The organism is Labrys methylaminiphilus subsp. lupini (genome assembly GCF_051161885.1).
Taxonomy (GTDB): Bacteria; Pseudomonadota; Alphaproteobacteria; order Rhizobiales; family Labraceae; genus Labrys.
This window is the reverse complement of the sequence record NZ_JBMDIH010000001.1, coordinates 424,268-450,010: the sequence shown is the minus strand read 5'-3', so window position 1 is coordinate 450,010 and position 25,743 is coordinate 424,268. Positions and strand designations below refer to the sequence as shown.

Genomic DNA, 25,743 nt, shown 5'->3' with positions numbered 1-25,743 from the left:
AAACAGCAATGAAATATGCCCGCATGGTGATCGAGAAGGAGGCGCCGGAGGAATATGGCTATGACCGTATCCGCTACAACCTCTCCGAGAGCTCGGTCCGTGACAGAAAACTCTCCGATTTCGGCCTCGATATTCCCGATCTCACGCTGTTTTACGGCGAACATCGTGGCGAGGAGCGTCTGCGCCGGCTGATCGCCTCCCAGGATGAAGGCCTCTCGCCCGACGACGTGCTTGTGACGGCGGGCGCGGCCGGCGCCCTCTTCATCATCGCCACCACGCTACTGTCGCCGAGCGACCATCTCGTGGTGGTCAGGCCCAATTACGCCACCAATATCGAGACGCCCCGCGCCATCGGCTGCGCGATCACCTGTGTCGATCTCGATTTCGAGACCGGCTTCGCGCTCGATCTCGTCAAGGTTGCGGAGGCCATGAGGCCAGAAACCCGCTATGTCAGCGTGACCTGCCCGCATAATCCAACCGGAACCATGCTCAGCCGGGCCGATCTCGACGGGCTGGTCGCCTTGGTCGAGCAGGCCGGCTGCAAGCTGCTGGTCGACGAAACCTATCGCGACCTCAGTCATGGTGGGGTCCTGCCGGTGGCGGCCTCGCTCAGCCCGAGCGCCATCAGCGTCTCCTCGCTTTCCAAAGCCTACGGCGTGCCCGGCATTCGCGTGGGCTGGATCATCACGCGCGACGCCGAACTGCAGGAGCGTTTCCTTGCCGCCAAGGAGCAGATCGGCATCTGCGGAAGCGTGGTGGACGAATGGATCGCCGGCAGCGTGCTCGAACGGCGCGGCCCCTTCCTCAGGGAGCAGGCGGGCTTGATCGCCGATCGCCTTGCCATCATGCGCGAGTGGATCGCGGGCGATCCCAAGCTCGAATGGGTCGAACCCAAGGGAGGCGTGGTCTGCTTTCCGCGCTTCCGCCATCCGCCCGGTTTCGACTTCGATGCCTTTTACAAGGATCTGCTGGAAAGCTTCGGAACCTATGTCGGCCCCGGGCACTGGTTCGAGATGCCGCGTAACCATCTGCGCATCGGCTTTGCCTATCCGCTCGAGGAAGAACTGAAGCAAGGCCTGGCGCAGATCTCGGCCGCCATCCGCAAGCACGGCGCCTGAGCGGGAACGGCGGGCAATGGCGAAGATCAAGGCCAGGGACCAGAAGTCACTGACGAGCGGCGCGGCGCTCCGTCAGGTCGCGGCCCTGCCTTTTCGCCGGCGCAAGGGCGGCGGCATCGAGGTGCTGGTGCTCACTTCGCGCCAGACCCGCCGTTTCATCATCCCGAAGGGCTGGGCCGAAGGCCCCAAGACCTGGAAATGGGCGGAGCGCGAAGCGCTGGAGGAAGCCGGGATCCTCGGCAAGATCAAGCGCAAGCCTATCGGCCAATACCGCTATTGGAAGCGCTTCAAGAGCCATTTTGGCATGGTCGAGGTCGACGTCTATCCATTGAAGGTCGAGAACGAACTTGAAAGCTGGCCCGAAGAAGCCCAACGCCTGCGCAAATGGCTCTCGCCCGAAGACGCCGCCTTGCTGATCGACGAGCCGCAGCTCGTCTCGCTCATCCGCAAATTCGCCCGTTGAGAGATTGAATGGCGGCCGTCCTTGCCGAAGCAACGAAGCAATCCAGCTTTGCGTTCATGCAAGGTTGAATTGTCACGCTATGCATCCTGATCGCGATCTTTGGTGGTCGGGTCCCGGGACCCGACCACCAAAACTTCACGCCGCCGCCTTGGTGATGGCGTCGATCACCTCGTCCACGGCCGTTTCGACGTTGGCGCGGTCGTCGGCCTCGGCCATGACGCGAATCACCGGTTCGGTGCCGGAGGGGCGGATGACCAGGCGGCCGCCATCACCGAGCTGCTTGCGCGCGCCCTCGATCACACTGGCCACCTTGGGATCATCCAGCACCTTGCGGCGACGGATCCGTACATTCTTGAGGATCTGGGGCAGCGGATCGAAGCGATGGCAGACTTCGCTGACCGGGCGATCGGTCTTCTTGAGCACCGCCAGCACTTGCAGGGCGGCGACCAGACCATCGCCGGTGGTGGCGAAATCCGACAGGATGATGTGGCCCGACTGCTCGCCTCCGACATTGTAGCCCTGCGCCCGCATGCGTTCGAGCACGTAGCGATCGCCCACCGCGGTGCGTTCGAGTTGCAGGCCGAGCCCGCCGAGATAGCGTTCCAGGCCGAGATTGGACATCACCGTGGCGACGATGCCGGGCTGTGTCAGCTTGCCTTCTTCCTTCCAGTCGGAGGCAACCACCGCCATCAATTGGTCGCCGTCGATGACCCGCCCCTTCTCGTCGACCATGAGGACACGGTCGGCATCGCCATCGAGGGCGATGCCGATATCGGCACGCAGATCCCGCACTTTCTGGGCGAGTGCCCTCGGAGCGGTCGAGCCGACATCGCGGTTGATGTTGAAACCATCCGGCTCGACACCGATGGTAATCACATCTGCGCCGAGTTCCCAAAGTGCCTCGGGCGCGACCTTGTAGGCGGCGCCGTTGGCGCAGTCGAGCACGACCCTGAGGCCGTCGAGACGCAGCCCGCGCGGCAAGGTGCGCTTGGCGAATTCAATGTAGCGGGCATGCACGTCGTCGATGCGCCGCGCGCGGCCGAGATCGCGCGAACCGGCCAGCCGCGACGACAGATTGGTATCGATCAGGGCCTCGATGGCGCGCTCGGTCTCGTCCGACAGCTTGAAGCCGTCGGGGCCGAACAGCTTGATGCCATTATCTTCATAGGGATTGTGCGAGGCCGAGATCATCACGCCGATGTCGCACCGCAGTGAATTGGTGAGCATCGCCACGGCGGGCGTCGGCATCGGGCCCAGCAGCATCACGTCGACGCCCACGGCGGTGAAGCCTGTTACCAGGGCATTCTCGATCATATAGCCCGACAGGCGGGTATCCTTGCCGATCACCACCCGGTGGCGATGTTCGCCGCGCTGGAAGGCAAGGCCGGCCGCCATGCCGACCTTCATCGCCAGTTCTGGCGTAATGACACTATTGGCCAGGCCACGGATCCCGTCCGTGCCGAAATATTTGCGACTCATGTGATAACCCCGAGCTTTCGAGGCATGGCTGCAGCATCCTGACTGCAGAGCCTCAATTATTGTTTCCGCGTTACTTGCGCCGCTTGCACCAGCATCGGGCCGGCCCAGTTGCCGTCTTGAGGCTCGGTTCCGGCCCGATGCTGCAATCTCACAGAGCAAGGCGCGTTCATGGCTGAACGCCCGTCTGCTCCAACGCTTTGTTTCCTGGCCAATCCAACGGATTGGCTAGAGCGCCCTTGCGATTCCAGGTAATGCCGTCAAATCGCAGGGCGCTTCGGCGATCCGGTGCCTATTCCACCGTCACGCTCTTGGCGAGATTGCGCGGCTGATCGACATCCGCCCCGACGAGCGCCGCTGTGTGATAGGCGAGCAGCTGGATCGGCACCGAATAGACCAGGGGCGAAACCACTTCCGGCATTGCCGGCATCACGATCGTCCTTGCACCGGAAAGCGAAGCGGCCTCGGCGCCTTTCTCATCGGTGATCAGGATGATGCGACCACCACGGGCGGCAACCTCCTGCATGTTCGAGACGGTCTTCTCGAAGATCGCATCGAAGGGAGCGATGACCACCACGGGCATGCTCTCGTCGATGAGGGCGATCGGGCCGTGCTTGAGCTCACCAGCGGCATAGCCTTCCGCATGGATGTAGCTGATTTCCTTGAGTTTCAGCGCACCCTCCAGGGCGAGCGGGTAACTGGTGCCGCGGCCGAGATAAAGCACATCCTTGACCTTGGTGAGGTCGCGCGCGCAGGCCTCGATCTCATGATCGAGCCGGAGCGCCTCCGTCATCAGGCGCGGCGCTTCGATCAACGCCCGCACCAGCTCCTTTTCTGCCTCGACGGTCAGCGTGCCGCGGGCCTTGCCCGCACCGATCGCCAGGCAGGCAAGCACCGCCAACTGGCAGGTGAAGGCCTTGGTGGAGGCAACGCCGATCTCAGGGCCGGCAAGCGTGCGCACCATGGCGTCCGCCTCGCGCGACATCGTGGAGGTCGGCACGTTGACGACGGCAAGCGTGTGCTGGCCATGCTCCTGGCAATAGCGCAGCGCTGCCATTGTATCGGCCGTCTCGCCCGACTGCGAGACGAAGAGCGACAATCCGCCCTTTTCGAGCGGCGCTTCGCGGTAGCGGAACTCGGAAGCGATGTCGACCTCGACCGGCAGGCGCGCATAGCGCTCGAACCAGTATTTCGCCACCTGTCCGGCGAAGGATGCCGTGCCGCAAGCCGAGATGGTAAGGCGGCTAAGGTTCTTCCAATCGAAAGGCAGGTCCGGCAGACGAACGGTTTCGCTGGTCATGTCGATCAGCGAAGCCAGGGTGTGGGAAATCACCTCCGGCTGCTCATGGATCTCCTTGGCCATGAAGTGGCGATAATTGCCCTTTTCGACGATGGCCGCCGAAATCTCTGCCTTCTGGATGGGGCGATCGACTTGATTGAACCCCGCATCGTAGATAGTCGCGGTAGAGCGGGTGATCACGACGCTATCGCCGTCTTCAAGATAAGCGAAAGTATTGGTCAGTGGACCGAGAGCAATAGCGTCCGATCCCAGGAACATCGCCCCATTGCCATAGCCGACCGCCAGTGGCGGCCCAAGCCGGGCACCGATGATGAGATCATCCTCCCCCGCGAACAGGAATCCGAGCGAGAAGGCACCGCGAATACGCTTGAGGCATGCCTGCACGGCCTCGATCGGCGTAAGGCCCTTTTCCAGCTCTCGCGTGACGAAATGCGCGATGACCTCGGAATCGGTTTCCGACTGGAAGCTGGCGCCATCGGCCCTTAATTCGTCGCGCAATTCGCGGAAATTCTCGATGATGCCGTTATGAACGACGGCCACCCGCTCGGTTGCATGCGGATGGGCATTGTCTTCAGTAGGCCTGCCGTGAGTCGCCCAACGGGTATGGCCGATACCGCTGGTACCGCTAAGTGGTGCCCGACCGAGCTTGGCTTCCAGATTGACCAGCTTGCCCTCGGCGCGCCGGCGGACGATGGCTCCGCCCTCCAGGGTTGCAATACCGGCGGAATCATACCCCCGATATTCCAGTCTTCGCAGCGCATCCACCAGCGGCATGGCCACTGATTCGCTGCCAAGAACACAAACAATACCACACATGTGCTCTACCTTATCTTGGTCCGAATCAAAACAATGATGTTTTCGATTAAGGAACTCTGGATAGTAGGCATATTCAAAATGCCCTATGTTTTGTAACGGCAGGCGGCCGCCACCCATCTCGGCGCAAAACCGCATGACGGGGTTGGCCAGACATTCGAGCAAGCTTCCGGCACCTTACAAGGCGCCCGCCACCCCCTGCCGATTTGTTGTGATGAGATTGACGGTCAACCGTCGAAATCCCTTGCCGCGACAGGCTGGTGTTGGATTGCCCACCCTGCGGCGACCGGTCCGGACACAGCGCCAAAACGCACGGAATAGCGGCCCGAAATCGAACCGCCCCATACTTCCCTGCCTCGCAACTGATCGCACCCCGGTCATAAAAGATTCATCTACAGTCAGCCCCGTGAACTCAACATACACAATATGTTCAGAATATGGTCAGTGTAAATACAGCACATTTCTTCTGTTATACCCATCACGTTCATATTGATGAACAAAATGGGGTTTGATCAGCCTATTTATGGTTATTCAAAATTGGCTTCACCAAGCAGAAAACATTATAAGCTTGCAATCCATTTTCGATGAGTCTAAAAAGCTGACTCGCTGAGGTTGGCAATGCCATAGGTACTGATGAATCGTGCCGTATGGGGCATTGGTTGAATCGGAGGACGGATGGCGAAAGAGGCCTGTGCGCTATCGATGTTTCTGGGCGCAGCAGTTCCACTCGCTCACGCTGCCCATCCATTCGCCAGAGCTCCGGCGCTTCGTTCGGCTGCGCGGACATTGCTGCATTGCAATATCTGCAGGTCTCGTGCGGGGCGAATGTTCGGCGTGATTGCGCATGTCGGTCCACCGCCACGCGCTGCAACCGACTGCTCGAAACGGACATGACGCCGCCCGTGGGGAAAACAAAAGAAATTGGAATCGCTCAAAGAAGCGACCCACATTTCTTGCTGTAGACGCCTAGACAATCATCAGTTGAAAACCAAATAGTTGCCTTACTTGCGTCATTCTTTTGTAAAGATTATCTGATCTTTATGGAATTAATGATTGAGTATGGAATCTATACATGGGCAACCACGGGATAGGCACTATTGAAACCTAACAGATTTCCATCGTCGGAGACCGCCGACGCGCCTTTACTCTCGGTCCATGAGAGTGGACACGCTTGGTTTTCTACCGTCGACGTCTATTCGCAAGCCGTGCGCGCCGAATGCGCCGATCTGGTCAAGCGTGCCGACAATGTCGAAACCGCCCAGGTTGCGCTTCCGCGCCTGAAATATCTGCTTTCCCGCTTCCCGGGGGAGCTGGACGTCAATCTCTCCCACGCACTCGTCGCCGAGATGACCCGTGTCCGCGAGGGCATGCTGGAGCTATGGACTGACGTCCACGAAAAATTCCCCGACAATTACCGAGCCCTGCAATATCGGTTGCGCTGGCTGTCACGGCATCAGCGCACCACCGAAGGCCTCGAAATCCTGGAGCGCCATTATCCCGGCGTGCCCTCCGACGCGGATCGGCGCCTCAACAAGGCCGAACTCCTCGTCGAACTGCGAGAAATCGCACCTGCCAAGGCACTGTTCGTCTCAACCCTGGCCGATTTCCCGGACTCCAAGAACGCGTCGCTCATCTACGCCAAGCGGCTGCGCGAATGGGGGGAATTGACCGAAGCCCTGGCGATCCTGGATCGGCTTCTGGCAACCGAACAGGCGCCCAAGAATGCCTCGGTGATGGCCGAGGAACTGCGCAAGGGCATGGAAGTCCTCGACCGGCACGCACCGGACTGGCGGACATGCGGCATACCTGCACGCATCGTGGTGCTGAGGACGGCCATCGACATCTTCCGCAACCGATCCGTGCGTCCGGTGGCGCCGGGCCGGCTCGGCTCCGTCTCGCTGATCACGGGCAGCCTCGGCACCGGCGGCGCGGAACGGCAGCTTGCCCGCACGGCGGCGCGGCTGGAGCGCACCCGGCGCGAAAGCGGCAGCATCTCCGGCCGGCAGATCCGCGGTCCGATTCAGGTCGTGGTCAAGTCGCTCAGCCGCGAGAACAATCACGATTTCTTTCTGCCCATGATCGCCTGCGAACAGGTCGAGGCCTATCAGATCGACAACATGACGCCGGCCCGCCCGGTGGACCTCGTGGCGGAAGACAGCGATCTTCGGCATTTGCTGCCCCTGGTGCCGGCCCATGCCGCCTTCGGCGCCCAGCGCCTGGTCGAGCACTTCCGCCGCCATGACACCGACGTGGCCTATATCTGGCAGGACGGTGCCGTGCTGTTCGCCGCACTGGCAGCGCTCGTGGCCGGTGTTCCACGTATCGTCCTCAATGCGCGCGGCCTGCCGCCGGTTTTGCGCCCCCATCTGTTCCGGGGTGAATATGAGCCGATGTACCGGGCCCTGGCTCAAATTCCAGGCGTGGAGTTCATGAGCAACAGCCATGCAGCCGCCAAGGCCTATTGCGATTGGCTCGGCCTGCCGCAGGAGCGCTTCAACATCGTTCATAACGGTGTCGAGCATCTGCCGCCCGACCCGAACGAGACCGATGAAGAACGCTGGCAGAAATTCGAGCGCCGTACGGCGGATGCCACCGAAACGATCGGCGGCGTGTTCCGCATCGATGTCGACAAGCGCCCGGAACTCTGGATCGATTTCGCCCGCGCCTATCACGAGGCCCGGCCCAACGCCCGCTTCGTCCTGGTCGGCAGCGGGCCGCTGCTGCCCCGGGTGCGCCAACGTGCCGCCGAACTCGGCATAGCAGACCGAATCCTGTTCGTGGGCCGTTCGGCCAGCGTCGGCTATTGGCTGGCGAAGATGGATGCCTTCGTGCTGCTGTCGCGCTTCGAGGGCCTGCCCAACGTGCTCATCGAGGCCCAGCTCGCCGGCATTCCGGTGGTGAGCACCCCGGCCGGCGGCGCCTGCGAAACCTTCACGCCGGGCGTGACGGGATTGGCCACCGACACGGTCGAGGCGGTCGATCTCGAAGCCTTATGCGCCAAGGTGGCCCACGTCGTCGACTGGCGGCGCTCCGATCCAAGCCTTGCGGATCGCATCCGGCAGATCGCTTCCGAACGCTTCTCCACCACCCTGATGGTGCAGCGAACCGTGGATTTATTGGCAAGTCCGCCGGCGGCAGATCCTCCAGCCGAGCAACCACGGAAATACAAGAGGGCCCGCGCCCGCTGAACGCCACAGCCGGAGGCGAGCTGTCGACGATACCGACGACATGGGACCTGATAGCACCAGAGATCGGGCCATAAAAAATTAAATCTGCAGTAAAATGCGTTCGTTGTAATAATTATGATCAACATCCCTAAGTATATGAAATATAATATAGTTTACTAAAATTTAATTATTGCCACCGTAACGCCAAATTCAGATGCTGTACTGGCTTAAAGCCCAAAAATACACATTGATTCCTACAGAACGCTTCTGATCATCTCCGAGTGATCAGATCAATTGATCACATGTGGTGATCGCCGAGTGCCTGCCCAGGCAAATATGACGAGTGAGATAGAAGATGGATATTGCGAACGACGCCCTCTCGAACGCCTCCTTCGGCCATAGCGTCATTCCCGGCCCCGCAAGCTGGACCCAGCCAAAGCGGCGTATGTCGCCTTCGGCACCGGAATTGCGCAGCCATCTCGAAACCATGCGCGATGCCTGGCAGGCCTCGAACTGGGACGCGGTGATCGCGGAAGCCGACAAACTGCTGGCGATTTCGCCCAGCCACGCCAATGCGCTGAAGATGCGTCTGAGAGCGGCCATGAATACCGGCGTGCTCGACAAGGTCGCGCAATCAGCCGTCGCTGCAGCCGAAGCGCATCCCTCGACCGCATTCCTGGCCGCCAAGAAGCTCCTGAGCGGCCAGCAGATCGAAGACGCAGCCAAGGTCCTGATCGCCATTCGCCATGCCGACGCCGGCACGATCGAAGGTTTCGAGGAGATCATCGCGCGGGTCGGCAGCAATCTCGCCAAGGCCGCCGTCGAGCTCGATCGGGCTGGCGACCAGGACGGCTATCGTCGCGTGCTTCGCCTCGGCAACGCGGTGGCGCCCGCCGATCCGATCCTGCGCAAGCGCATCATCGCCCTGCGCAACGACGTGGTGGACCAGGCCAAGCAGGCCGATCTCGAGCAGGATCCCGCCGGTTTCGCGGCCGCTTGGGAACAGGTCCTGAAGGTTGATCCCCGCCATCCCACGGCGACCAAGCGCCTGGCGACCGCCGCCGAGCGCACCGGCATCCCGGAACGAGCGCTGGAATTGTGGTCGCGCCTGCTCGATATCGATCCCACCGATCAGGTTGCCGCCAAGCGCCTCGCCCGGGCCGCCGGACAAGCAGAACTGGAATATACGGGTCTGGTGACCCTGTATCAGGCCGGCTTGGCTTCACCCGAGGTCGACTATGTCGGCCGCCTGATCCAGCGTGTCCGCCGTGCCAGCAAGCTTGCCCTGCGCGGTGGCGAGGCCCGCCAGGCAGCGCTTCACCTGGCGCTGCTGGCCAAGGTTGGCCAGGATGACGACGAACTGCAACTGCTCCGCCGCAAGGTCGCCGCCATCCTCTCCAAGGAGTTGAGCGCCCATCGCCGCGAGAAGCGGCCGGCCGAGGCTGCCGAGGTTGCTTATCTCCTGCTCCAGATCGATCCGGAGAACGTGCCGGCTCTGACAGCGGTGGCTCATCATCTCTACCAGACGCACGCTTTCACCGACTCGGCCGACTACTACCAGCGCGTCCTCGAGCTCAAGCCTGACTCAGCCACCCATTGGCTGCATCTGGCTCGCGCGAGCCATCGGGCCGGTGATCTTGCCACGGCCTCATCCGCGGTCGCCCGCAGCCGCGAACTCGCCCCGGACAACAGCGCCAGCAAGAACCTGGAAGGCTTGCTGAACCTGAAGCTGGCGAGCTGAGCCCAAAACGTCTTGCGATCCGGTGTCCGCACCAGGCTTCGCATGACGCATCCGCACGAAAAGTTGGAGCAAAGGCGCGTTCTGCCTGAACGCGCCTTGTTCCGAGGAGCCGGAGATCAAGGTGAGCAGAGTGACCGAAGCGCCCAGGCTGCATCGTAATGGTGATGGAACGGCGGAGCATGTGAGTCCCAGGACGACGCTCTTCGACGACCGTCAGCTCGAAGGGGCGGCGATTACCATGGACGGCGGCTTGCACGATTCCAACTCCCCCGACCGCCGCAAAACCAGGCTTGCGGCCGTTTCCGCGCCGCCTGCTTCCTCCGGTACCGAGCTTCAGGCTGCGCTCGACCGCGAAGCGGCTGCGACACGGCGCATCAGGGAGCTCGAAGCCGAACTGGCCGAGCGCTCACTGGCCGAGGATAAGGTGGCGCTCACCACCCGCCTGCAGCAGCTGGAACGTGACCTCGACGTCTATCGCGAGGCCAAACGCAGTGCGGAACTCGCCGTGCTCGACACGCGCAGTGTCTGGAAGCATGCCGAGCAACGCATCACCAAGCTGCGCGAAAGCCATACCTACCGGCTCGGCCAGGTGATGATGACCGGATTTTCGAGCTGGCGTGACAGCATGCGCCTGCCGGCCCGCATCGCCGAATGGTATCGTGATTATCGCCATTCGCTCTCGCTGCCGGCCGATCTCATCCCGACCGGCGCGGCCCCCGAATATCTGCAACTGTCCGAGATCGCCCTCGCCAAGGCGCAGAAGGATGGCCTGGCAGCGGCCGAACGCTGGATCCAGGACCAGCGCCCGCGTGGCAGCGTGCTGTCGCGCGTGCTGCTCGATCTCGCCAAGCAAGCCCGCGCCGCCGATCCGGCCACCGCCGTCGCGCTCGCCAAGGCCGCTGCCGAAGCCGATCCGAACGAGGGACGGGTCAAGCTCCTGGCCTTCACGCTCATGGATACCGGCTCGATCGATGAGGCCAGCGCCATTCTCCAGGAAGCCCTGCGCGCCGGTGCGGCCCTCAATGCGACGGAAACCCGACGCTATAAGGAACTGATGGCGCTGGAGCGCTTCAAGGACCAAGGCATCCGTCTGCCCAAACAGGTCTCGCGCAAGGCGCCAGGAGCACGCCTCAACGTGCTGCTCTATGTGCCGCAATCCCTGCCTTATCACTGGTCCTCCATCAGCATGCGTACGCATGCCCTGGCCCAGGAGTTGGCCAAGCATGACTGCTCGGTGCGGGTGGTGACCCAGCCCGGATATCCCGTGCGCAACACCGGGGCTTCCCGTAAATCCGGGCCTGACATGGTCGATGGCATCGCCTATCACCGTATGGCCCCTATCGAGACCGCACCGGCCATCATCGATCAATACGGCCGCGACGCCGGCGTCGCACTGGGGCGCACTGCCAGGACGCTCGAAGCCGATATCATTGTGGTGGCCACCGATCTGGAGGCGGCCTATCCGGCCGCCATCGCGGCGCGGATGTCGGGCGCCACTCTGGTGCTTGATTGCCAGCGTGTCGCGGCGGGGACCGACACCACGTCGGCGAACGACAAGGAAACGCTGCTTCGCCAGGCTGACGATGCTCTCATCGCGGAGGCGAGCCTCGTCCTCACCCGCTGGCCCGGCGCATCGGATGCCGTGGCCGCCCGAAAGGTGCCGCCGGCCAAGCTGCTGATGCTCGGAGAGAGCGTGCCCGCCTTCAAGGCGGATGAGAAGACCCCCGCCTGGCGCAGCGACCCCGCCCTCAGAAACCGGCTGGTCCTGGGCTATGTCGGAGATCCCTATGAGGACCTCGATCTGGAAGGTATCGGGGATGCTTTCGACAAGCTCGTCGCCAATGGCATTGATGTTGGACTGGCGGTTTTCGGTGTCGGTTCCCGCTTCCTCAAGCTGCATGAGCGCCTGAGCCATATGGGCCATGGCGAGCGCGTGCTCTTCCCCGGCCGTCCCAAGGTCGGCTCGATCGCCGAAGCCTACAAGACCATCGACATCTTCGTCACCCCGACGCTCGCAGGTTCGAGCCGAACCGAGCGGACCCGGTTCGAACTCGTCGACGCGCTCCTGCATGGCAAGACCATCGTTGCATCCGATGGGCCGGTGGCGCGCGCCATCCTGGGCAACGCCGCGGTCTGGATCGGTGAAGGCGAGAATGGTCTCGTCGAAACGCTCAGCCAGCTCGCTGGCGACGCCTCGCAGCGTAGCGCGCAGCAGGAAAAGAGTGCCGGCCGCGCCGAGGAATGGCGCTCGCTGTCCTCCGCAGGGGCCCTGGTCGAACGGCTTCGCAAGGCGCGGGCGGTCTCATCGTCATGATGGCTTTCCGCACCCAGTCTACCGTACAGCCGGTGGATGACGCCGGGGCGAGCGACGCCACGCCGGCGCCTCCCCTCGAGACCTCGGCCCGTGACATCGTCTCGGCCGCGGTAGCCAGCGGCCTGCGCGCAGGCAATGGCGCGCAACGCGTGACCACCGCCGAGGTCAACCAGGCCCGCGACATCTCCGGCGCGATGCGCCGGCTGCCCGAACTGTCCGAAGCTCTCGACAAGCTGCTTCCCTATGTGATCAAGCACCCACGCGAGGAGCGCTTCCAGGCACTGGTCGCCCGGGCCCTGGAACGCGTGCAGGATCCACGGGCCCTCCTGGTCTGGCGCGGCATCGACGAGCGTTTTCCGACCTCGCGCGAGGCCTTCTTTCGCGTGCTGCGCTGGACCATCCGCATCGACGGCGTCGATGCCGGCAGGACGCTCCATTCCGATCGCTTCGCCGAAGAACCGGAAGATCCCTCGCAGCTGCTGATCTACGGGCGCGGCCTGATCGAGCTGAAGGATTTCGATGGCGCCGAGGCGGCCTTCGGCCAGCTCGTCGAGATGGACTCGACGCCCGAATCGGTGCTGGTTGCGCTCGGACGTCTCTATGTCTCGTTGGGACAGCCAATGCGGGCCCGCGAGATCATCGAATTTGCGCGCGACAAGTTCGGTGAGACCAAGCACATCGCCCAGACGCAGGCACGGATCGAACAGGATCTGCGCAGTCTCAGCGAACTCGTGCCCGATCACGCCAACAGCGACGACCATCTGCCCAATCTGGTGATCGAACGCGTGTTCGAGATGGCTATCGCCCAGCGCGAGGCGAACACGACCTTCGAGCCGCGCCGCTTCGTCGGACCGGTCGTGCTGATCAATGGCAGCCTGGGATCGGGCGGTGCCGAACGCCAGTTCACCAACACGGCGCTCGGCCTGAATCGCGCCATCCATGCGGCGAGCCCTATTGCCGATGCCGACATCATGGGCCCCATCCATGTGGTCTGCAGCTCGCTGCATTCGCGTGCCGGCGCCGATTTCTTCGTGCCGCAATTTGTGGAAGCGGGCTTGCCGATCCACGAATATTCGCTGTTTGCCGAATATGGCGGACGTCCGCGCTATTCCCGCGTCAAGGACCTGATCGGCTTCCTCGATCACCTGCCGACGCAGATGCGGACAGGCGTGATCCGGCTCACCGACGCACTGAAATATATCAGCCCCGACATCGTGCATATCTGGCAGGACGGCTCGGTCCTCGCCACTGGGCTGGCCGCCCTGCTGGCGGGCGTGCCTCGCATCCTGCTCGGCGTGCGCACGCTGCCGCCCGAAGATCGCTTCGAACGCAACAAGCCGGAATATGAAGCGGTCTATCGCTCGCTGCTCTCGGCTCGGGGCGTTGCCATCGTGGCGAACTCGCAGGCCGCCGGCGAGCGCTACGAGGCCTGGCTCAAGCTGCCGCGCGGATCGGTGCGCATCATCCCCAACGGGCTCGATCCCCTGAGCACGGCGACGGACGAGAAGACCTTGGCCCTGACCCAGAAGCTCGAGAGCTTCGACGTCAAGGCCGGCTTCACCATCGGTTCGGTCATGCGCTTCGACGACAACAAGCGCCCGCTGCTCTGGCTGGAAACCGCGGCGAGCTTGGCCGCACGCGTGCCCGATGCCCGCTTCATCCTGGTGGGTGATGGGCCCCTGCTCGGCAAGGCCACCTCCTATGCCGAGGAGCTGGGCATTGCCGATCGCGTGCTGTTCACCGGGCGCTCGCCTCGGGTCGGCCATTGGCTGTCGCATATGGACGTGTTTCTGCTGCTGTCCCGGCACGAGGGCCTACCCAATGTGCTGATCGAAGCGCAGTTCAGCGGGGTTCCGGTCGTCACCACGCCGGCCGGAGGCGCCGCCGAGACGCTGGTGCCCAAGGTGAGCGGCACCGTCCTGCCCTCGATCGACAATCTGGAACCGGATGCCATCGCCAGCCAGGTGCTGGCCTGGCGCCGCGACCCGCAGGAGCGCGCGGAACTCGCCACCAATGTGGCGCAATGGTCCCGCGAGCGCTTTTCCATGCGCCGCATGCTGGAGCTGACCGTCGATGCTTATCTCGACCGCTAATTCGCGAGGCGACAGCGTATGAAGCGAATGACCGAACAAGACACCAAGGCCACGGATTCGAGGCAGGCGATCGACGAGGTCCTCGCTCTGGCCGGGGGCGGTCGGATGCAGGACGCCCTCGCCCTGCTGACATTGCCCGTGGCCGCCGTGCCGCGCAATCGCAACCAGGTCCGGCGCCTCGTCGTCGCGCCGGCCATGCGCGCCGGCGAACTCGACACCGCCCGCAACTTCCTGGAACGTCTGGTCGAGGCCAATCCCTCTTCCAGCGACGACCTCCTCACGCTCGGCAGCGTGATGATGCGCTCGGGCCAGCGCGATGCCGGCCAGGCGCATATCGAACGGGCCGGAGAACTCGACTCCGACAATCTTGCTATCGCGGCGGTAAGGCTGCAGGCCCTGGTCCAGGCGACCGATTTCGATGCCGCCCGCGACTTCGCACGCCGTTATGCCGAGCGCAGTCCGGAGCATGCGCGGCTCGCCCAGCTCTGCCTGATCGCCCTGACGCGGGCGGGTGAGCTCGATGCCAGTCTCGTCATCGTCGAGCGCTTGCAGGACCGGACCGACCTTACGGCAGATCTCGCCCTCGAAGTCGCCCAGGTCCTGCAACTGGCGGGGCGCCACCAACAGGCGCTGGCCATCGGCCGCAAGGCCCTTGAACAGGGCGGGGAATCCCCGAGGCTGCATCTTGTCGTCGCCAATGCGATGCTGTCGCTCGGCAGGAACGACGCTGAGATCCTCGAGCATCTGCGCCAGGCGCGCGACAAGGCCGCCAAGGACGTGCTGCTGCTGCGCACACTCGGCGAGACTTTGCTCAGGCTGCGGCAGAACGAGGAGGCGGTCGACGTCCTCCGGCAGGCCAGCGAGCTCGCACCGGATCTGCGCAATCTCAAGATGCTGCTGGCGCGTGCCCTGCGACTGGCCCGCCACTATGACGAGGCGGCCACGCTGCTGCGCAAGCTGGCTCAGGAAGACCCTCATTCGCCGGCCCTGCAGCGCTACACCATCTCGACGCTGCTGCAAGCGGGCCTGAAGGAAGAAGCCCAGGGGCATTATGCCGACCTCGTCGGCCGCAAGCGGGCCTATCTCAAGGACTCCTTCGCCGATACCCTGGCCCGTCTCGACGAGAACCTGGCCAGCGCGCCCATCCCCAAGGGCAGGCTCGATTTTGCCTGGTCGCTCGCAACCCGTCTTGCCGGCGGCGAGCCCAGTGATCGCAAGGCCTGGGATCGCAAGGCCTGGGACGACCGGGCGCGGTGGGGCTGCCTCGCCGACCTGCTGCTGCTCGACTGGCTCGAATGCGCGCCCGAACGAACCGGCGAAGTGGCTGAAATCCTCGATGGCATCGACGCGGCCGTGGCCGGCATCCGCGAGGGGTTGGACAAGGGCAAGGGCGCCTTGCTGATCAGCCCGCATATGGGACCGATGTATGCCGGGCCCCTGGCGCTGCACATGGCGGACATTCCGATGAAATGGCTCGCCTCTGCCCCCAAGATCGCCTCCTTCCCGCATGTCGGCTCCCTGATTTCCACCAGTGAGCACTCCGAACTCGAGGTGACGCGCGAGGTGATGACCTCCCTGCGCCAGGGCAGTGCGGTTGTTATCGCCATCGACGGTGCCATGAGCCCTTCGGCTCCTCGGGTCGGCTGGGAAGGCCGGCAGGTGACCTATTCCCAGTTCGCCGCCGGGCTCGTCCATCGCCTCGGCGTTCCAAGCTTCATCACCATTCCCTATTGGCAGGAGCGCCGGGTGAAGTTCCACGTCGAGGCCATGCCTGCCAAGCAGGGGGGCCAGGAATTCCCGGCCTTCGCCGAAGCCTATCAGGGCGCGTTCTTCAGGGAAGTCGAGCGGCAGATCCTGCGCGGCCCCGAAAACCTTCGGCTCAGCGGCGGCATCTGGCGAGGCATCCGCTGATGGTCCCGATCCATACATTTTCGCCTTTTTCGAAAACCTGTCCGCCTCCCGCAGGAGGACGGTGACGTACGGACGATCCGCCGGCTTCGGCGATCGACCCACTCAACCGCCCTTAGGGCGTCGCAATGACAAACCGCAAGGAGTTATGTCTTGAGTCAGAAACGCAAGATCGCAGTCATCGGGCTGGGTTATGTCGGCCTGCCGGTCGCGGTAGCCTTTGCCAAGCATGGCTATGAGACGATCGGCTTCGACATCGATCAGGCCCGCGTCAAGGAACTGCAGTCTGGTGAGGATCGGACGCGTGAGATCTCCAGCGAAGAGCTGAAGGCAACGCCGCCGATCTTCTCCTGGAACCCGGCCGACCTCAACAAGGCCGATTTCTTCATCGTTACCGTGCCGACCCCGGTCGACAGCGCCAACCAGCCCGATCTGGGCGCTCTGCGCGCAGCATCGCGCACCGTCGGCGGCGCCCTCAAGCGCGGCGACATCGTCGTCTACGAATCCACCGTCTATCCCGGCGCGACCGAGGAAGAATGCGTACCCGTGCTGGAAAAGGCCTCCGGCCTCACCAGCGGTGTCGACTTCACCGTCGGCTATTCCCCCGAGCGCATCAATCCGGGCGACAAGGAGCACACCTTCACCAAGATCAAGAAGGTGGTGTCCGGCCAGGACGAGGAGACCCGCGGCATCGTCGCCGACGTCTATGGCTCCGTCATCACCGCCGGCGTGCATGTCGCTCCCACCATCAAGGTTGCCGAAGCCGCCAAGGTGATCGAGAACGCCCAGCGCGACATCAACATCGCCTTCATGAACGAGCTCTCGCACATCTTCCAGCTCCTCGATGTCGATACCAGCGACGTGCTCGAAGCGGCCTCCACCAAATGGAACTTCCTGCCCTTCAAGCCGGGTCTGGTCGGCGGCCATTGCATCGGCGTCGACCCCTACTACCTGACCTATCGTTCGGAAAAGGCCGGCTACCATCCCCAGGTCATCCTGTCGGGCCGGCGCATCAACGACTCCGTCGGCGAGCGCATCGCCCGCGAATGCGTGCGCCTGCTGCTGCAGGAGGGCCGCAAGGTCGAGAACGTGTTGCAGCTCGGTCTGACCTTCAAGGAAGACGTGCCGGATCTGCGCAACTCCAAGGCGGCAAGCATCCTCAAGGAGCTCAACCGTTTCGGCATCCAGACCGCGGTGCACGATCCCTGGGCCTCCAACGAGGAGGCGCTGCACGAATATGGCGTCGAGCTTTCCGAGCTGGACGACGTCGAACCAGCGGATGCCATCATCCTGGCCGTTCCCCACAAGGAATATGCCACCAAGGGCTGGCCACTGATCAAGTCGCGCCTGCGCAACGGCACGGGCGTGGTCATGGACGTCAAGGGTGTGCTCGATCGCGCGACCGCGCCGGAGGGTGTCACAGTCTGGCGGCTGTGACCTCGCGCCCTTGAACGCCCAACAGACCATAGGCGCTTCGGCGCTTCGCCTGTCCCCCGCTTGGGGGACAGGCACAGGCCTTTGCCTCTCCCTGCGCCGATCCGGCGCGGGGTCGAGGCGTCGTGCCCCTGTCGATGCCGTGACGAGGAGTGCGCAGCTCCTTCGCGGTTCCTGCCGTCACCGGCCCATGGCAGACAGAAGGATCATGGCCGATGACCTCCGCTAACGTTCTTCAACAGGATTGGGACGGATATCTCACCCTCCTGCGCCATGCGCTACGCGATCTGCCTGACAACAACATCAAGACGCGGCGGGCCGTCTACAATCATGCCGAAAAGACCCAAAAGCAGATCTTTGACGAAGACGACGGCGGGAACGATGCCGAAGATCATGACTATCACCATCGTCTGCTGAGGACGACGATCCGGATTCTCGAAAACGACATCCGGGCCGATATCGACGTCTTCGACGATGGCTATGCACCGTCGGATCTGCGCGAAGCCGCCATCAAGCTGGCCGAAGCGCGCGATCTCAGGCGCTCCCGTAAGCGCGACGCCGCCGCCCGGGAGGCACGCCTGGTCGAGGGCGGCGTCCAGGAGGATTATCTCAGCCGCGCCAGCCGCCAGGATCTGGAGCTGATCGCCCATCTCAGCAATGGGTTGTTTCTCGCCGATCCTGCCCGCGGGAAGAACGGCCGTGGCACGCGGGTCGCCGGCGCGATCGGCGTGATCCGCGCCATTCTCATCGTCCAGTTCCAGCTCATCGCCTCCGAAAGCCGCTTCGGCATCCTCTGGATGCTGATTCAGCCCGCCGTATTGCTGACGCTGATCTCGCTGGTCTACTTCATTCTTCAGACGCAGTTCATCATGAACATGGACGTCCCGACCTTCGCTTTGGTCGGAAGCACGACCTGGATCATGGTACGCCAGGTGATCTTCCGGGTGAGCACCGCCGTCGCGCACAACCGCGTCTTCATCAATCTGCCGCCTGTCCGGCCGATCCATCAGGCGCTCGCCTATGCGGTCCAATATCTGATCATCTACGCCGTCGTCTTCATGATCCTGCTGTCCTGCGGAAGACTGGTCAACATGATCACCCTGCCGGCCAACGTGCCCCTGGTGATCAGCTATGTCGTGAATATGTGGCTCTACGGGCTGGCGATCGGTCTCATCTTCGGCGCCATTGCCGTGCATTGGCCATTCTTCCTGCGCCTGGCTTCGGTGCTCGAACGCGCCTTGCAGCTGTTCTCGTCGGTCTTCTTCGTGACCGAGCAACTGCCCGAGGAATATCGCGGCTATGTGCTGTGGTCACCGACCTCTCATGGCATGCAGCTTCTGCGGGCGGCCTATTTTCCAGGCTACGCCTCCTCGGACGCCAACCCGACCTATTTCTTTCTGTGTCTGATTGCCGTGTTGGGCATCGGCCTCCTGGCCGAAAAGCACGCGCGGCCTCGTATCCAACCCGTGTGAGGACCATGATTGCGCTCGAACATGTTGTGGATACACCGCTGGTGGGGGGCTCGCCCTACCCGGTGGCACTCGACATCACCATGACGCTGCCGACAGCACGCTATGCCGTCGTCTCGCCGGATCCGATCGCGCGCAAGCCCGCCATCGACCTGCTCGCCGGCCTGCGCCCTCCCAGCAGCGGCCATGTTGTCCGCGGTGGCAGTTGCTCCTGGCCCATCGGCCGCGCGGGCTTTGTTCGCGGTAAATTGAGCGGGAGACAAATTGTAGCCTTAATCTCCCGTTTGTATCATCTTGACTATAGATTCTGTATATACCTCGTCGAGTCGATGTTGACTCTGCCGGAATATCTCGACGAGTTCGTAGAGCATTGGCCGGCCACAGCGCGTCAGGAATTCGGGTATATTTTGCCGCTCCTGCCGACATTTGAAATTTACGTCGTCGACGGCACATTCCCCTATCGGAAAGATCGCTTCACCTTGTTGTGGAGAGCCCTTTTCGAGCAGCGCATTGCCGGTCGGATGCTCCTCCTGTCGACCGTCCGAAAAACCGAAGTCGACGAGTTCTGTGACACCGCCCTCATCCTCAATCAGGGTCTGATCGAAATAGAGAGCCAACTTGACGAAGTCATCCGCAAATTCCCTCTCCGTCCCGACATCAACGACACTGGACGAGGTCAACCCGAGCCCCTTGTCGACGATCAATTCGCTTAAAAGCGAGATCGCTCCGGAGGAGAGTGCGGCATTTCTGCGCTACCAGCACAAGGTGCGGCGGCGACGGCGGCGTTTTTCCTTGATCGCACTGACGCTGGCTTTGCTACCGTTGGCGCTGACGGCGCTCTATGTCTTCGTTCTCGCCACGCCTCTTTATACTGCGGAGTCGCGGTTTGCGATCCGGGGCGGCGATGTCCAGCCACAGGCCGGCGTCGGCGGCCTGCTCACCCCCGGCTCGTCCGGCATGGGTGTCACCGGCTTCGTCGATGGCTACGCGGTTCGCGATTTCCTGCAGTCTCGCGAAGCAATGGACGGGCTCGCCAAGAAGATCGACCTGACCAAGATGCTCACCGAGCATCCGGCCGACCCACTGGTGCGCCTGCCAGACGATCCGACGCCCGACGATCTCTACCGAGCCTATAAATCGTTGATCACCGTGCGCTACAACATGATCGAGCAGATCGTCGTCCTGCAGGTCGAGGCCTTCACCCCGGAAGATTCCGTCAAGATCTCCAATGCGCTAATCGATCTTTCCGACACCTTCGCCAACAACATGAACCAGCGCGCCCTCAACGATGCCCTCAAGGTCGCCCAGGAGGAGGTCTCGCGCAGCGAACAGCGCGCAGCCGATGCCCGCCTGGGGGTGGCAAACTGGCGCAACCGCAACGCCAATGTCGATCCGACAGGCGATCTGACCGTGCTGACCAATTTGATCGGGCAGCTCGAAGCCCAGCTGGCCGCAGCCCAGACCGATCTCGGTCAGCTCAAGGTAACGCAGGGCGACAATCCGCGACGCAAGAGCGTGGAGACGCGGATCGTCACCCTCCGCAAGGAGATCGACGATACCCGCCAGCGGCTGGGTGGCGGCAGCGAGACGGTGGCCAAGCAGCTTTCCACCTATGAAAGCCTGAAGATCGCGCAGGACTTCGCCGACACCAATCTGGCCTCGGCCCGCCAGTCCCTCGACCAGGCGCGCGTGGCAATCCTGCGCCAGCAGCGCTATGTCTCGCCGATCGCCCAGCCCAAGGCCGATTATACGCCGACCTACCCGCAGAAGCTGACTGCTCTCGGCTCCTCCCTGCTGGTGGGCCTGGCGCTGGTCTTTCTCACTTCGGTGGCCGGCGGCCTGATCCGAAACGCGATCTCAGGCCGATGAGGTTTGGCGATGAAATTTGGCTTTGGCCGTTCAACTCTCCAACTCTCCCGCTATCCCATTCATGCAAGGAGTGACGCGCGATGAAGGTATTCGTTCTGGGGTCCTGCCGTCTGCACAGGCCGATGGAAGAGATCGCGGCCACGGGCCGTTGCAGCCACTATGACGGCGGTTCACGCGCCTATCTGCATTCGGTCGGCGAAGCCGTCCAGCGCCTGCGCTGGATGCGCGGCGAATGCGTCATCCCCGACGGTATGGCGCCCTATGTCTTCTCGACGGAGCGGGTGCCCAGGCTTTCTGCCAATGCCCAGAAAGAACAGGCCAAGGCCGATTTCCTCCTCGTGGAGGTCGCTTCCGAGAAGGAGCTGATCTGCGACGGCATCTATCTCCAGCTCAACTATCTTCACCGCCATTTGCTCAGTCCCCTGGGCGAAGGGGGCAAAGTGTGGTGGAAGGAAATGCTGCAGAAACGCAGCATCTCGGCCGAGACTGCCAAGAAAGTCATCGCTTCCGAGCAGTTCGCCGAGGCCGGCTTCGGCGAGGCAGACGCCCGGATCCTGCGTGATGCCCATTGCGAACTTGCCGACGAAGATGCGTTGCGCCAGGGCTTGATCGAGCTCAAGCAGCTCTGGGGCAAGCCGATGGCCGCGGTGTCGCATGTCGGCCTGCCGCTCCAGGACGGACGCGTCCTGCAGAGCCGCGAGGCCTTCATCACCCGGGTGAGGAAGGTCGGCGCCGAACTCGGCATTCCCGTCTTCGAGCCGCGCGGCGTGATCGAGGCCGTCGGCCGCACGCGTGCCCTCGAACGCCAGGGCGCCGATCTCGACCATTACGATCCGGGCTTCGAACAAATGTATGGCTGGTATCTGCTCAACCGCGTGATCAAGCCGAATGTTTCTGCCATTCCCGACCTGGCGGCCTGACGGTCCGCCGCGTCGGCTTTATCCACCTCGGAGCAAAGCGCATTTTGGTGCGACCGCCGCTCTGCTCCAGCTCTTTATTGTGACGCGTCTTTGCGATTCTCGGCGATACCGCCAAATCGCAAAACGCTATGAAAGGACTGACCCTTTATGCGCTTTCTGATTACCGGCACGGCTGGCTTCATCGGCTTCCACCTTGCCCGCCGCCTGTTGGCCGACGGCCACTTCGTGGCGGGCGTGGACGGCATGACGCCCTATTACGACGTCACGCTCAAGCAGGCCCGGCACGCCATGCTGGCCAAGACCAATGCGTTCCGCGAACACATCCTCATGCTGGAGGATTTCAGCGCGCTCGAAAAGGTCGTCGCCGACGAGAAGCCCGATGTCATCGTCCATCTCGCCGCCCAGGCCGGCGTACGCTACAGCCTCGAAAATCCACGCGCCTATGTCGACGCCAATCTGATCGGCACCTTTAACGTGATGGAACTGGCTCGGGCTCATTCCGTCGGCCATTTCCTGTTCGCCTCGACGAGTTCGGTCTACGGCGCCAACAAGGACATGCCCTTCAACGAGCGCGAGCGTACCGACCATCCGCTCACGCTCTATGCGGCGACCAAGAAGGCCACCGAGGACATGGCGCATTCCTATGCGCATCTGTGGAAGATCCCGACCACGGCCTTCCGCTTCTTCACGGTCTACGGCCCCTGGGGCCGGCCTGACATGGCCCTGTTCAAATTCGTCAAGGCGACGCTGGCCGGCGAGCCGATCGACGTCTACGGCCATGGCAAGATGCAGCGCGACTTCACCTATGTCGACGACCTGGTCGAATCCATCGCGCGCCTCACCCAGGTGCCGCCCATCGAGGGCCAGCCCGTCAGCGACATCGATTCCCTGTCACCGGCCGGCCCCTATCGTGTCGTCAATATCGGCGGCGGCCAGCCCGTCGGCCTGCTCGACTATGTCGACGCCGTCGAAAAATGCCTGGGAATGCCGGTGAAGCGGAATTTCCTCGACATGCAGAAGGGTGACGTTCCCGCGACCTTCGCGGCTGCGGATCTCTTGGAGAAGCTGATCGACTACAAGCCCACGACGACGATCGATGTCGGCGTCAGGAACTTCGTCGAATGGTACCGCTCCTACTACCGGGTCTGAGCTGAGCTCCGACCTCGATTGCACGCCACCGGCCCGGCTCGCCGCAAAGGAATTCCGCGACGAGCCGGATGCCAGATCCACCTCCCCCGATTTGGGGCAAACGCCGAGTTGTCAAGATGACCCTAGCCTCTCCAGCGGAGTCACATACACGCGCCAGCGTGGCACTCTTCAAGCTTGAACGCTTCGCCGAAGCTGCCGAGGAAGCACGGACCGCTCTGGCGATCACGCCCGATGACAATATTGCCCTGCGCACCCTGGCGCGCAGCACTCTGAGCCTGGGCGATATCGAAGGCACCATCGCCGCCCTCACCAATCTCCTGCCGTCTTCGATCAACGAGGCCGTAGCCGGCATCCGCGGCCTGCTGCGCCATGGCGAGGTACAGGCGGCCGCGCGTGTCGCGACGGTGTCACCGGTCAGGATCCAGTCCTGCGATTCCGAGGTGCTGCCGCGCATCGTCACGCTGCTGCGCCAGCAGGCGTTGCGAAAGCAGAACCCGACTCAGGAGCGGGTGACGGCCTTCGAAATGGCGCTCTCCCTCGCCCCGGACAACGTCGCCCTTCGCATCGATTTCCTGCGCCTGCTCGCCGCCGCTGGAGAAGCCGGCGAGTTCGCCCGCAATGCCGGGCTGGTTGCCGATGCCGCCGCCTTGGCCGATGCCTCGGCAACCCTCTCTCGCGATGTCGGCAACCGCGCCAGGCAAGCCTTCCGGGACCAGGCCTGGCAGGAAGCCCATGCATGGCTGCAGGCGGGCAGCCGGCTCGGCCTGGATGCAGCGGCCGGCGACCTCGCCGAGCGCATCAAGGCGCGCAGGCTGGCCGAAGCGCGCAAGGCGCTGGTCGCCAAGGAACCGGACAGCCATGAGCACACGGCCGCCCTGCTCGAGGACTATCCGGAGGACGGTGCCGCCCGTAGCCTGCATGCCCGCGCCCTGATCGCCAACCGGCACTATGCGCAGGCCAAGACACTCCTTCAGGCTGTTTCCGCGCAGGGCGCCGCCACGGCCGACGACTATGTCCAGCTGGCGCGTGCCTGCCGGGCCAGCCAGGATATCGAAAACGCCATCGGCGCCTGCTTCGATGCCCTCGCTTTGCGCCACGAGGATCCCACCGCCCTGGTTCTCTTGGATCACCTCCTGCCGGGCCGGGAATAGGCGTCAGCCTCCAGCTCCGCTGGGGGCTGTCAACTTCTCGGCGAGGTCGGGACGCGGCGCATACGCACACAGATCAACGGAAGAGCCATGCTGCAAAAACATCTGAGTTTCGGCATTGCCGTCACCGTCTCCCTCGTTGCTGCGACCGCGGCCCTGGGGCAGCAAAGCGTGGCGCATCCGGAGACCGTGGACCGGATTCCGCGCGCCCAGATCTTCAACAATCACATGCAGTCACCCGGCAATCTGCCGAATGTCGGCTTCGTCTGGGGCTCCAAGACACCCCTGCGTTCGAACAAGGTTATCGACAGCTTTTACTATCCCAATCAGCGCGATCTCAACCGCGCCCACACGGCGGAATGGTACAAGGCCAATCATCCCAGCTGGATCACCTATCAGTGCGACCAGCAGACGCCCTCCTTCGGCTACACCTATTCCTGGGGTGCCTATGCGCCTCTGGACACCAGCAATCCCGAGGTGCGCCAATATCTCCTGAAGACCTATATCGAGCCGGCTTTGGCCAAGGGTTATCATTCCATCGCGTTCGACAATGTCGCCCTGCCCAACACGGACAAGCGTTGCGGTGTCTGGCGCGACGGCAAATGGATGCAACTTTTCAGCGGGCAGTCGCGTGACCCGGCTCATACCGCCCAGAAGCTCGATTATATCGGCTGGCTCGCCAAGGAGATCCATCAACGCGGCGGCCTGATCGCATTGAATGCCAAGATCGACCCCAAGCAACCCGATGAGACCAAGGCCCTGATCAACCTTGCCGATATCTGGGTCGATGAAGGCGGCTTCAGCGACAGTTGCCGGCGCCGCATCACCGACGATGCCTGGCGCCTCAAGCGTGAGCTGATCCAGCAGCGCAAGGATCGGGCCTATGTCTCGATCAACTACACCTGCACGAACGCCCCCGCGCCCCCCGACAACGCCGAACTGTCCTGGATCGTCGCCAGCTTCCTGGTAAACCGCAACAATCGCAGTTATCTCGCCGTGCTGCCGCAGAAGGACACCGGGCGCTGGGTCGAATATCCCAATCTCGATCCGCCCGTCGGTCCTCCGGTCGGCGCCTCACAGCTTCAGGGCACGCTCGCCTGGCGCAACTACCAGCGCGGCTACGCCGCCGTTAACTTCTCGGACCGGGAATCGGCCACGATCCAGCCGCCTGCGGGCAGCTGGCGCGACCTGTCCGGCCAGGCGGTCAGCGGCCCGATCGAACTCAAACCGCGATCTGGTGTCGTGCTGCTCCGGGCGGAGGGATGATTGCCATCTGAGATGGTTTCAAGGATACATTAATGAAAATAGCCGGCTTTTAGCCGGCTATTTTCATTGTTTACCGAGGACGTTCTCGGATCGCG

Annotated in this window: 17 protein-coding genes; 15 read left to right on the top strand and 2 right to left on the bottom strand. The window is 63.0% G+C overall.

Translation table 11 applies throughout. The features are described from left to right. The first annotated feature begins 8 nt into the window (after positions 1-8). Both ACN6KF_RS01995 and ACN6KF_RS01990 read left to right on the top strand, forming a co-directional pair. Positions 9-1,118, top strand: a complete 1,110-nt coding sequence (locus tag ACN6KF_RS01995; protein WP_434955221.1) for an aminotransferase class I/II-fold pyridoxal phosphate-dependent enzyme — start codon at positions 9-11, stop codon at positions 1,116-1,118. 16 nt (positions 1,119-1,134) lie between these two features. Further along, positions 1,135-1,581 carry an NUDIX hydrolase gene (locus tag ACN6KF_RS01990; protein WP_434955220.1) on the top strand — a complete coding sequence of 149 codons (447 nt, stop codon included), beginning with the start codon at positions 1,135-1,137 and terminating at the stop codon, positions 1,579-1,581. Positions 1,582-1,716: 135 nt separating this feature from the next. On the opposite strand, the gene glmM is transcribed toward ACN6KF_RS01990, so the two are convergent. Next, positions 1,717-3,060 (bottom strand): phosphoglucosamine mutase, encoded by a 1,344-nt coding sequence (gene glmM, locus ACN6KF_RS01985; protein WP_434955219.1) that lies wholly within the window; start codon positions 3,058-3,060, stop codon positions 1,717-1,719. 289 nt (positions 3,061-3,349) lie between these two features. Further along, complete coding sequence (gene glmS, locus ACN6KF_RS01980; RefSeq protein ID WP_434955218.1) at positions 3,350-5,173, bottom strand: glutamine--fructose-6-phosphate transaminase (isomerizing); 1,824 nt, start codon at positions 5,171-5,173, stop codon at positions 3,350-3,352. A 1,094-nt stretch (positions 5,174-6,267) separates the two neighbouring features. On the opposite strand from glmS, the gene ACN6KF_RS01975 reads away from it, so the two are divergent. The 13 genes from ACN6KF_RS01975 (at position 6,268) to ACN6KF_RS01915 (ending at position 25,648) form a co-directional block, all read left to right on the top strand. Beyond that, positions 6,268-8,358, top strand: a complete 2,091-nt coding sequence (locus ACN6KF_RS01975) for a glycosyltransferase (RefSeq protein ID WP_434955217.1) — start codon at positions 6,268-6,270, stop codon at positions 8,356-8,358. A gap of 334 nt (positions 8,359-8,692) precedes the next feature. Further along, positions 8,693-10,078 carry a tetratricopeptide repeat protein gene (locus tag ACN6KF_RS01970; RefSeq protein WP_434955216.1) on the top strand — a complete coding sequence of 462 codons (1,386 nt, stop codon included), beginning with the start codon at positions 8,693-8,695 and terminating at the stop codon, positions 10,076-10,078. Between the two features lie 121 nt (positions 10,079-10,199). Next, the gene (locus tag ACN6KF_RS01965) at positions 10,200-12,392 is read left to right on the top strand and encodes a glycosyltransferase (protein WP_434955215.1); all 2,193 of its coding nucleotides are present in this window, start codon (positions 10,200-10,202) and stop codon (positions 12,390-12,392) included. Beyond that, positions 12,389-14,485 carry a glycosyltransferase gene (locus ACN6KF_RS01960; protein WP_434955214.1) on the top strand — a complete coding sequence of 699 codons (2,097 nt, stop codon included), beginning with the start codon at positions 12,389-12,391 and terminating at the stop codon, positions 14,483-14,485. The genes ACN6KF_RS01965 and ACN6KF_RS01960 overlap by 4 nt, the downstream gene beginning before the upstream one ends. Before the next feature lie 27 nt (positions 14,486-14,512). Then, positions 14,513-16,396, top strand: coding sequence for a tetratricopeptide repeat protein (locus ACN6KF_RS01955; protein ID WP_434955213.1), 1,884 nt, complete (start codon positions 14,513-14,515; stop codon positions 16,394-16,396). 150 nt (positions 16,397-16,546) lie between these two features. Beyond that, positions 16,547-17,830 (top strand): nucleotide sugar dehydrogenase, encoded by a 1,284-nt coding sequence (locus ACN6KF_RS01950; RefSeq protein WP_434955212.1) that lies wholly within the window; start codon positions 16,547-16,549, stop codon positions 17,828-17,830. A gap of 212 nt (positions 17,831-18,042) precedes the next feature. Then, a complete protein-coding gene (locus tag ACN6KF_RS01945) occupies positions 18,043-19,299 on the top strand; it encodes an ABC transporter permease (RefSeq protein WP_434955211.1) in 1,257 nt (418 codons plus the stop codon). A gap of 5 nt (positions 19,300-19,304) precedes the next feature. Continuing rightward, positions 19,305-20,009, top strand: a complete 705-nt coding sequence (locus ACN6KF_RS01940; protein WP_434955210.1) for a P-loop NTPase family protein — start codon at positions 19,305-19,307, stop codon at positions 20,007-20,009. After that, positions 19,987-21,165, top strand: coding sequence for a KpsE/RkpR family capsule polysaccharide export protein (locus tag ACN6KF_RS01935; protein ID WP_434955209.1), 1,179 nt, complete (start codon positions 19,987-19,989; stop codon positions 21,163-21,165). The genes ACN6KF_RS01940 and ACN6KF_RS01935 overlap by 23 nt, the downstream gene beginning before the upstream one ends. An 80-nt stretch (positions 21,166-21,245) precedes the next feature. Beyond that, on the top strand, positions 21,246-22,085 hold the full coding sequence (locus ACN6KF_RS01930; RefSeq protein WP_434955208.1) for a hypothetical protein: 840 nt from the start codon (positions 21,246-21,248) through the stop codon (positions 22,083-22,085). Positions 22,086-22,232: 147 nt separating this feature from the next. Further along, positions 22,233-23,234: an NAD-dependent epimerase/dehydratase family protein gene (locus ACN6KF_RS01925; protein ID WP_434955207.1), complete on the top strand. Its 1,002-nt coding sequence runs from the start codon at positions 22,233-22,235 to the stop codon at positions 23,232-23,234. A 116-nt stretch (positions 23,235-23,350) separates the two neighbouring features. Beyond that, positions 23,351-24,385 carry a tetratricopeptide repeat protein gene (locus ACN6KF_RS01920; RefSeq protein ID WP_434955206.1) on the top strand — a complete coding sequence of 345 codons (1,035 nt, stop codon included), beginning with the start codon at positions 23,351-23,353 and terminating at the stop codon, positions 24,383-24,385. An 87-nt stretch (positions 24,386-24,472) separates the two neighbouring features. Continuing rightward, positions 24,473-25,648, top strand: coding sequence for an endo alpha-1,4 polygalactosaminidase (locus ACN6KF_RS01915; protein WP_434955205.1), 1,176 nt, complete (start codon positions 24,473-24,475; stop codon positions 25,646-25,648). Positions 25,649-25,743 lie beyond the last annotated feature (95 nt).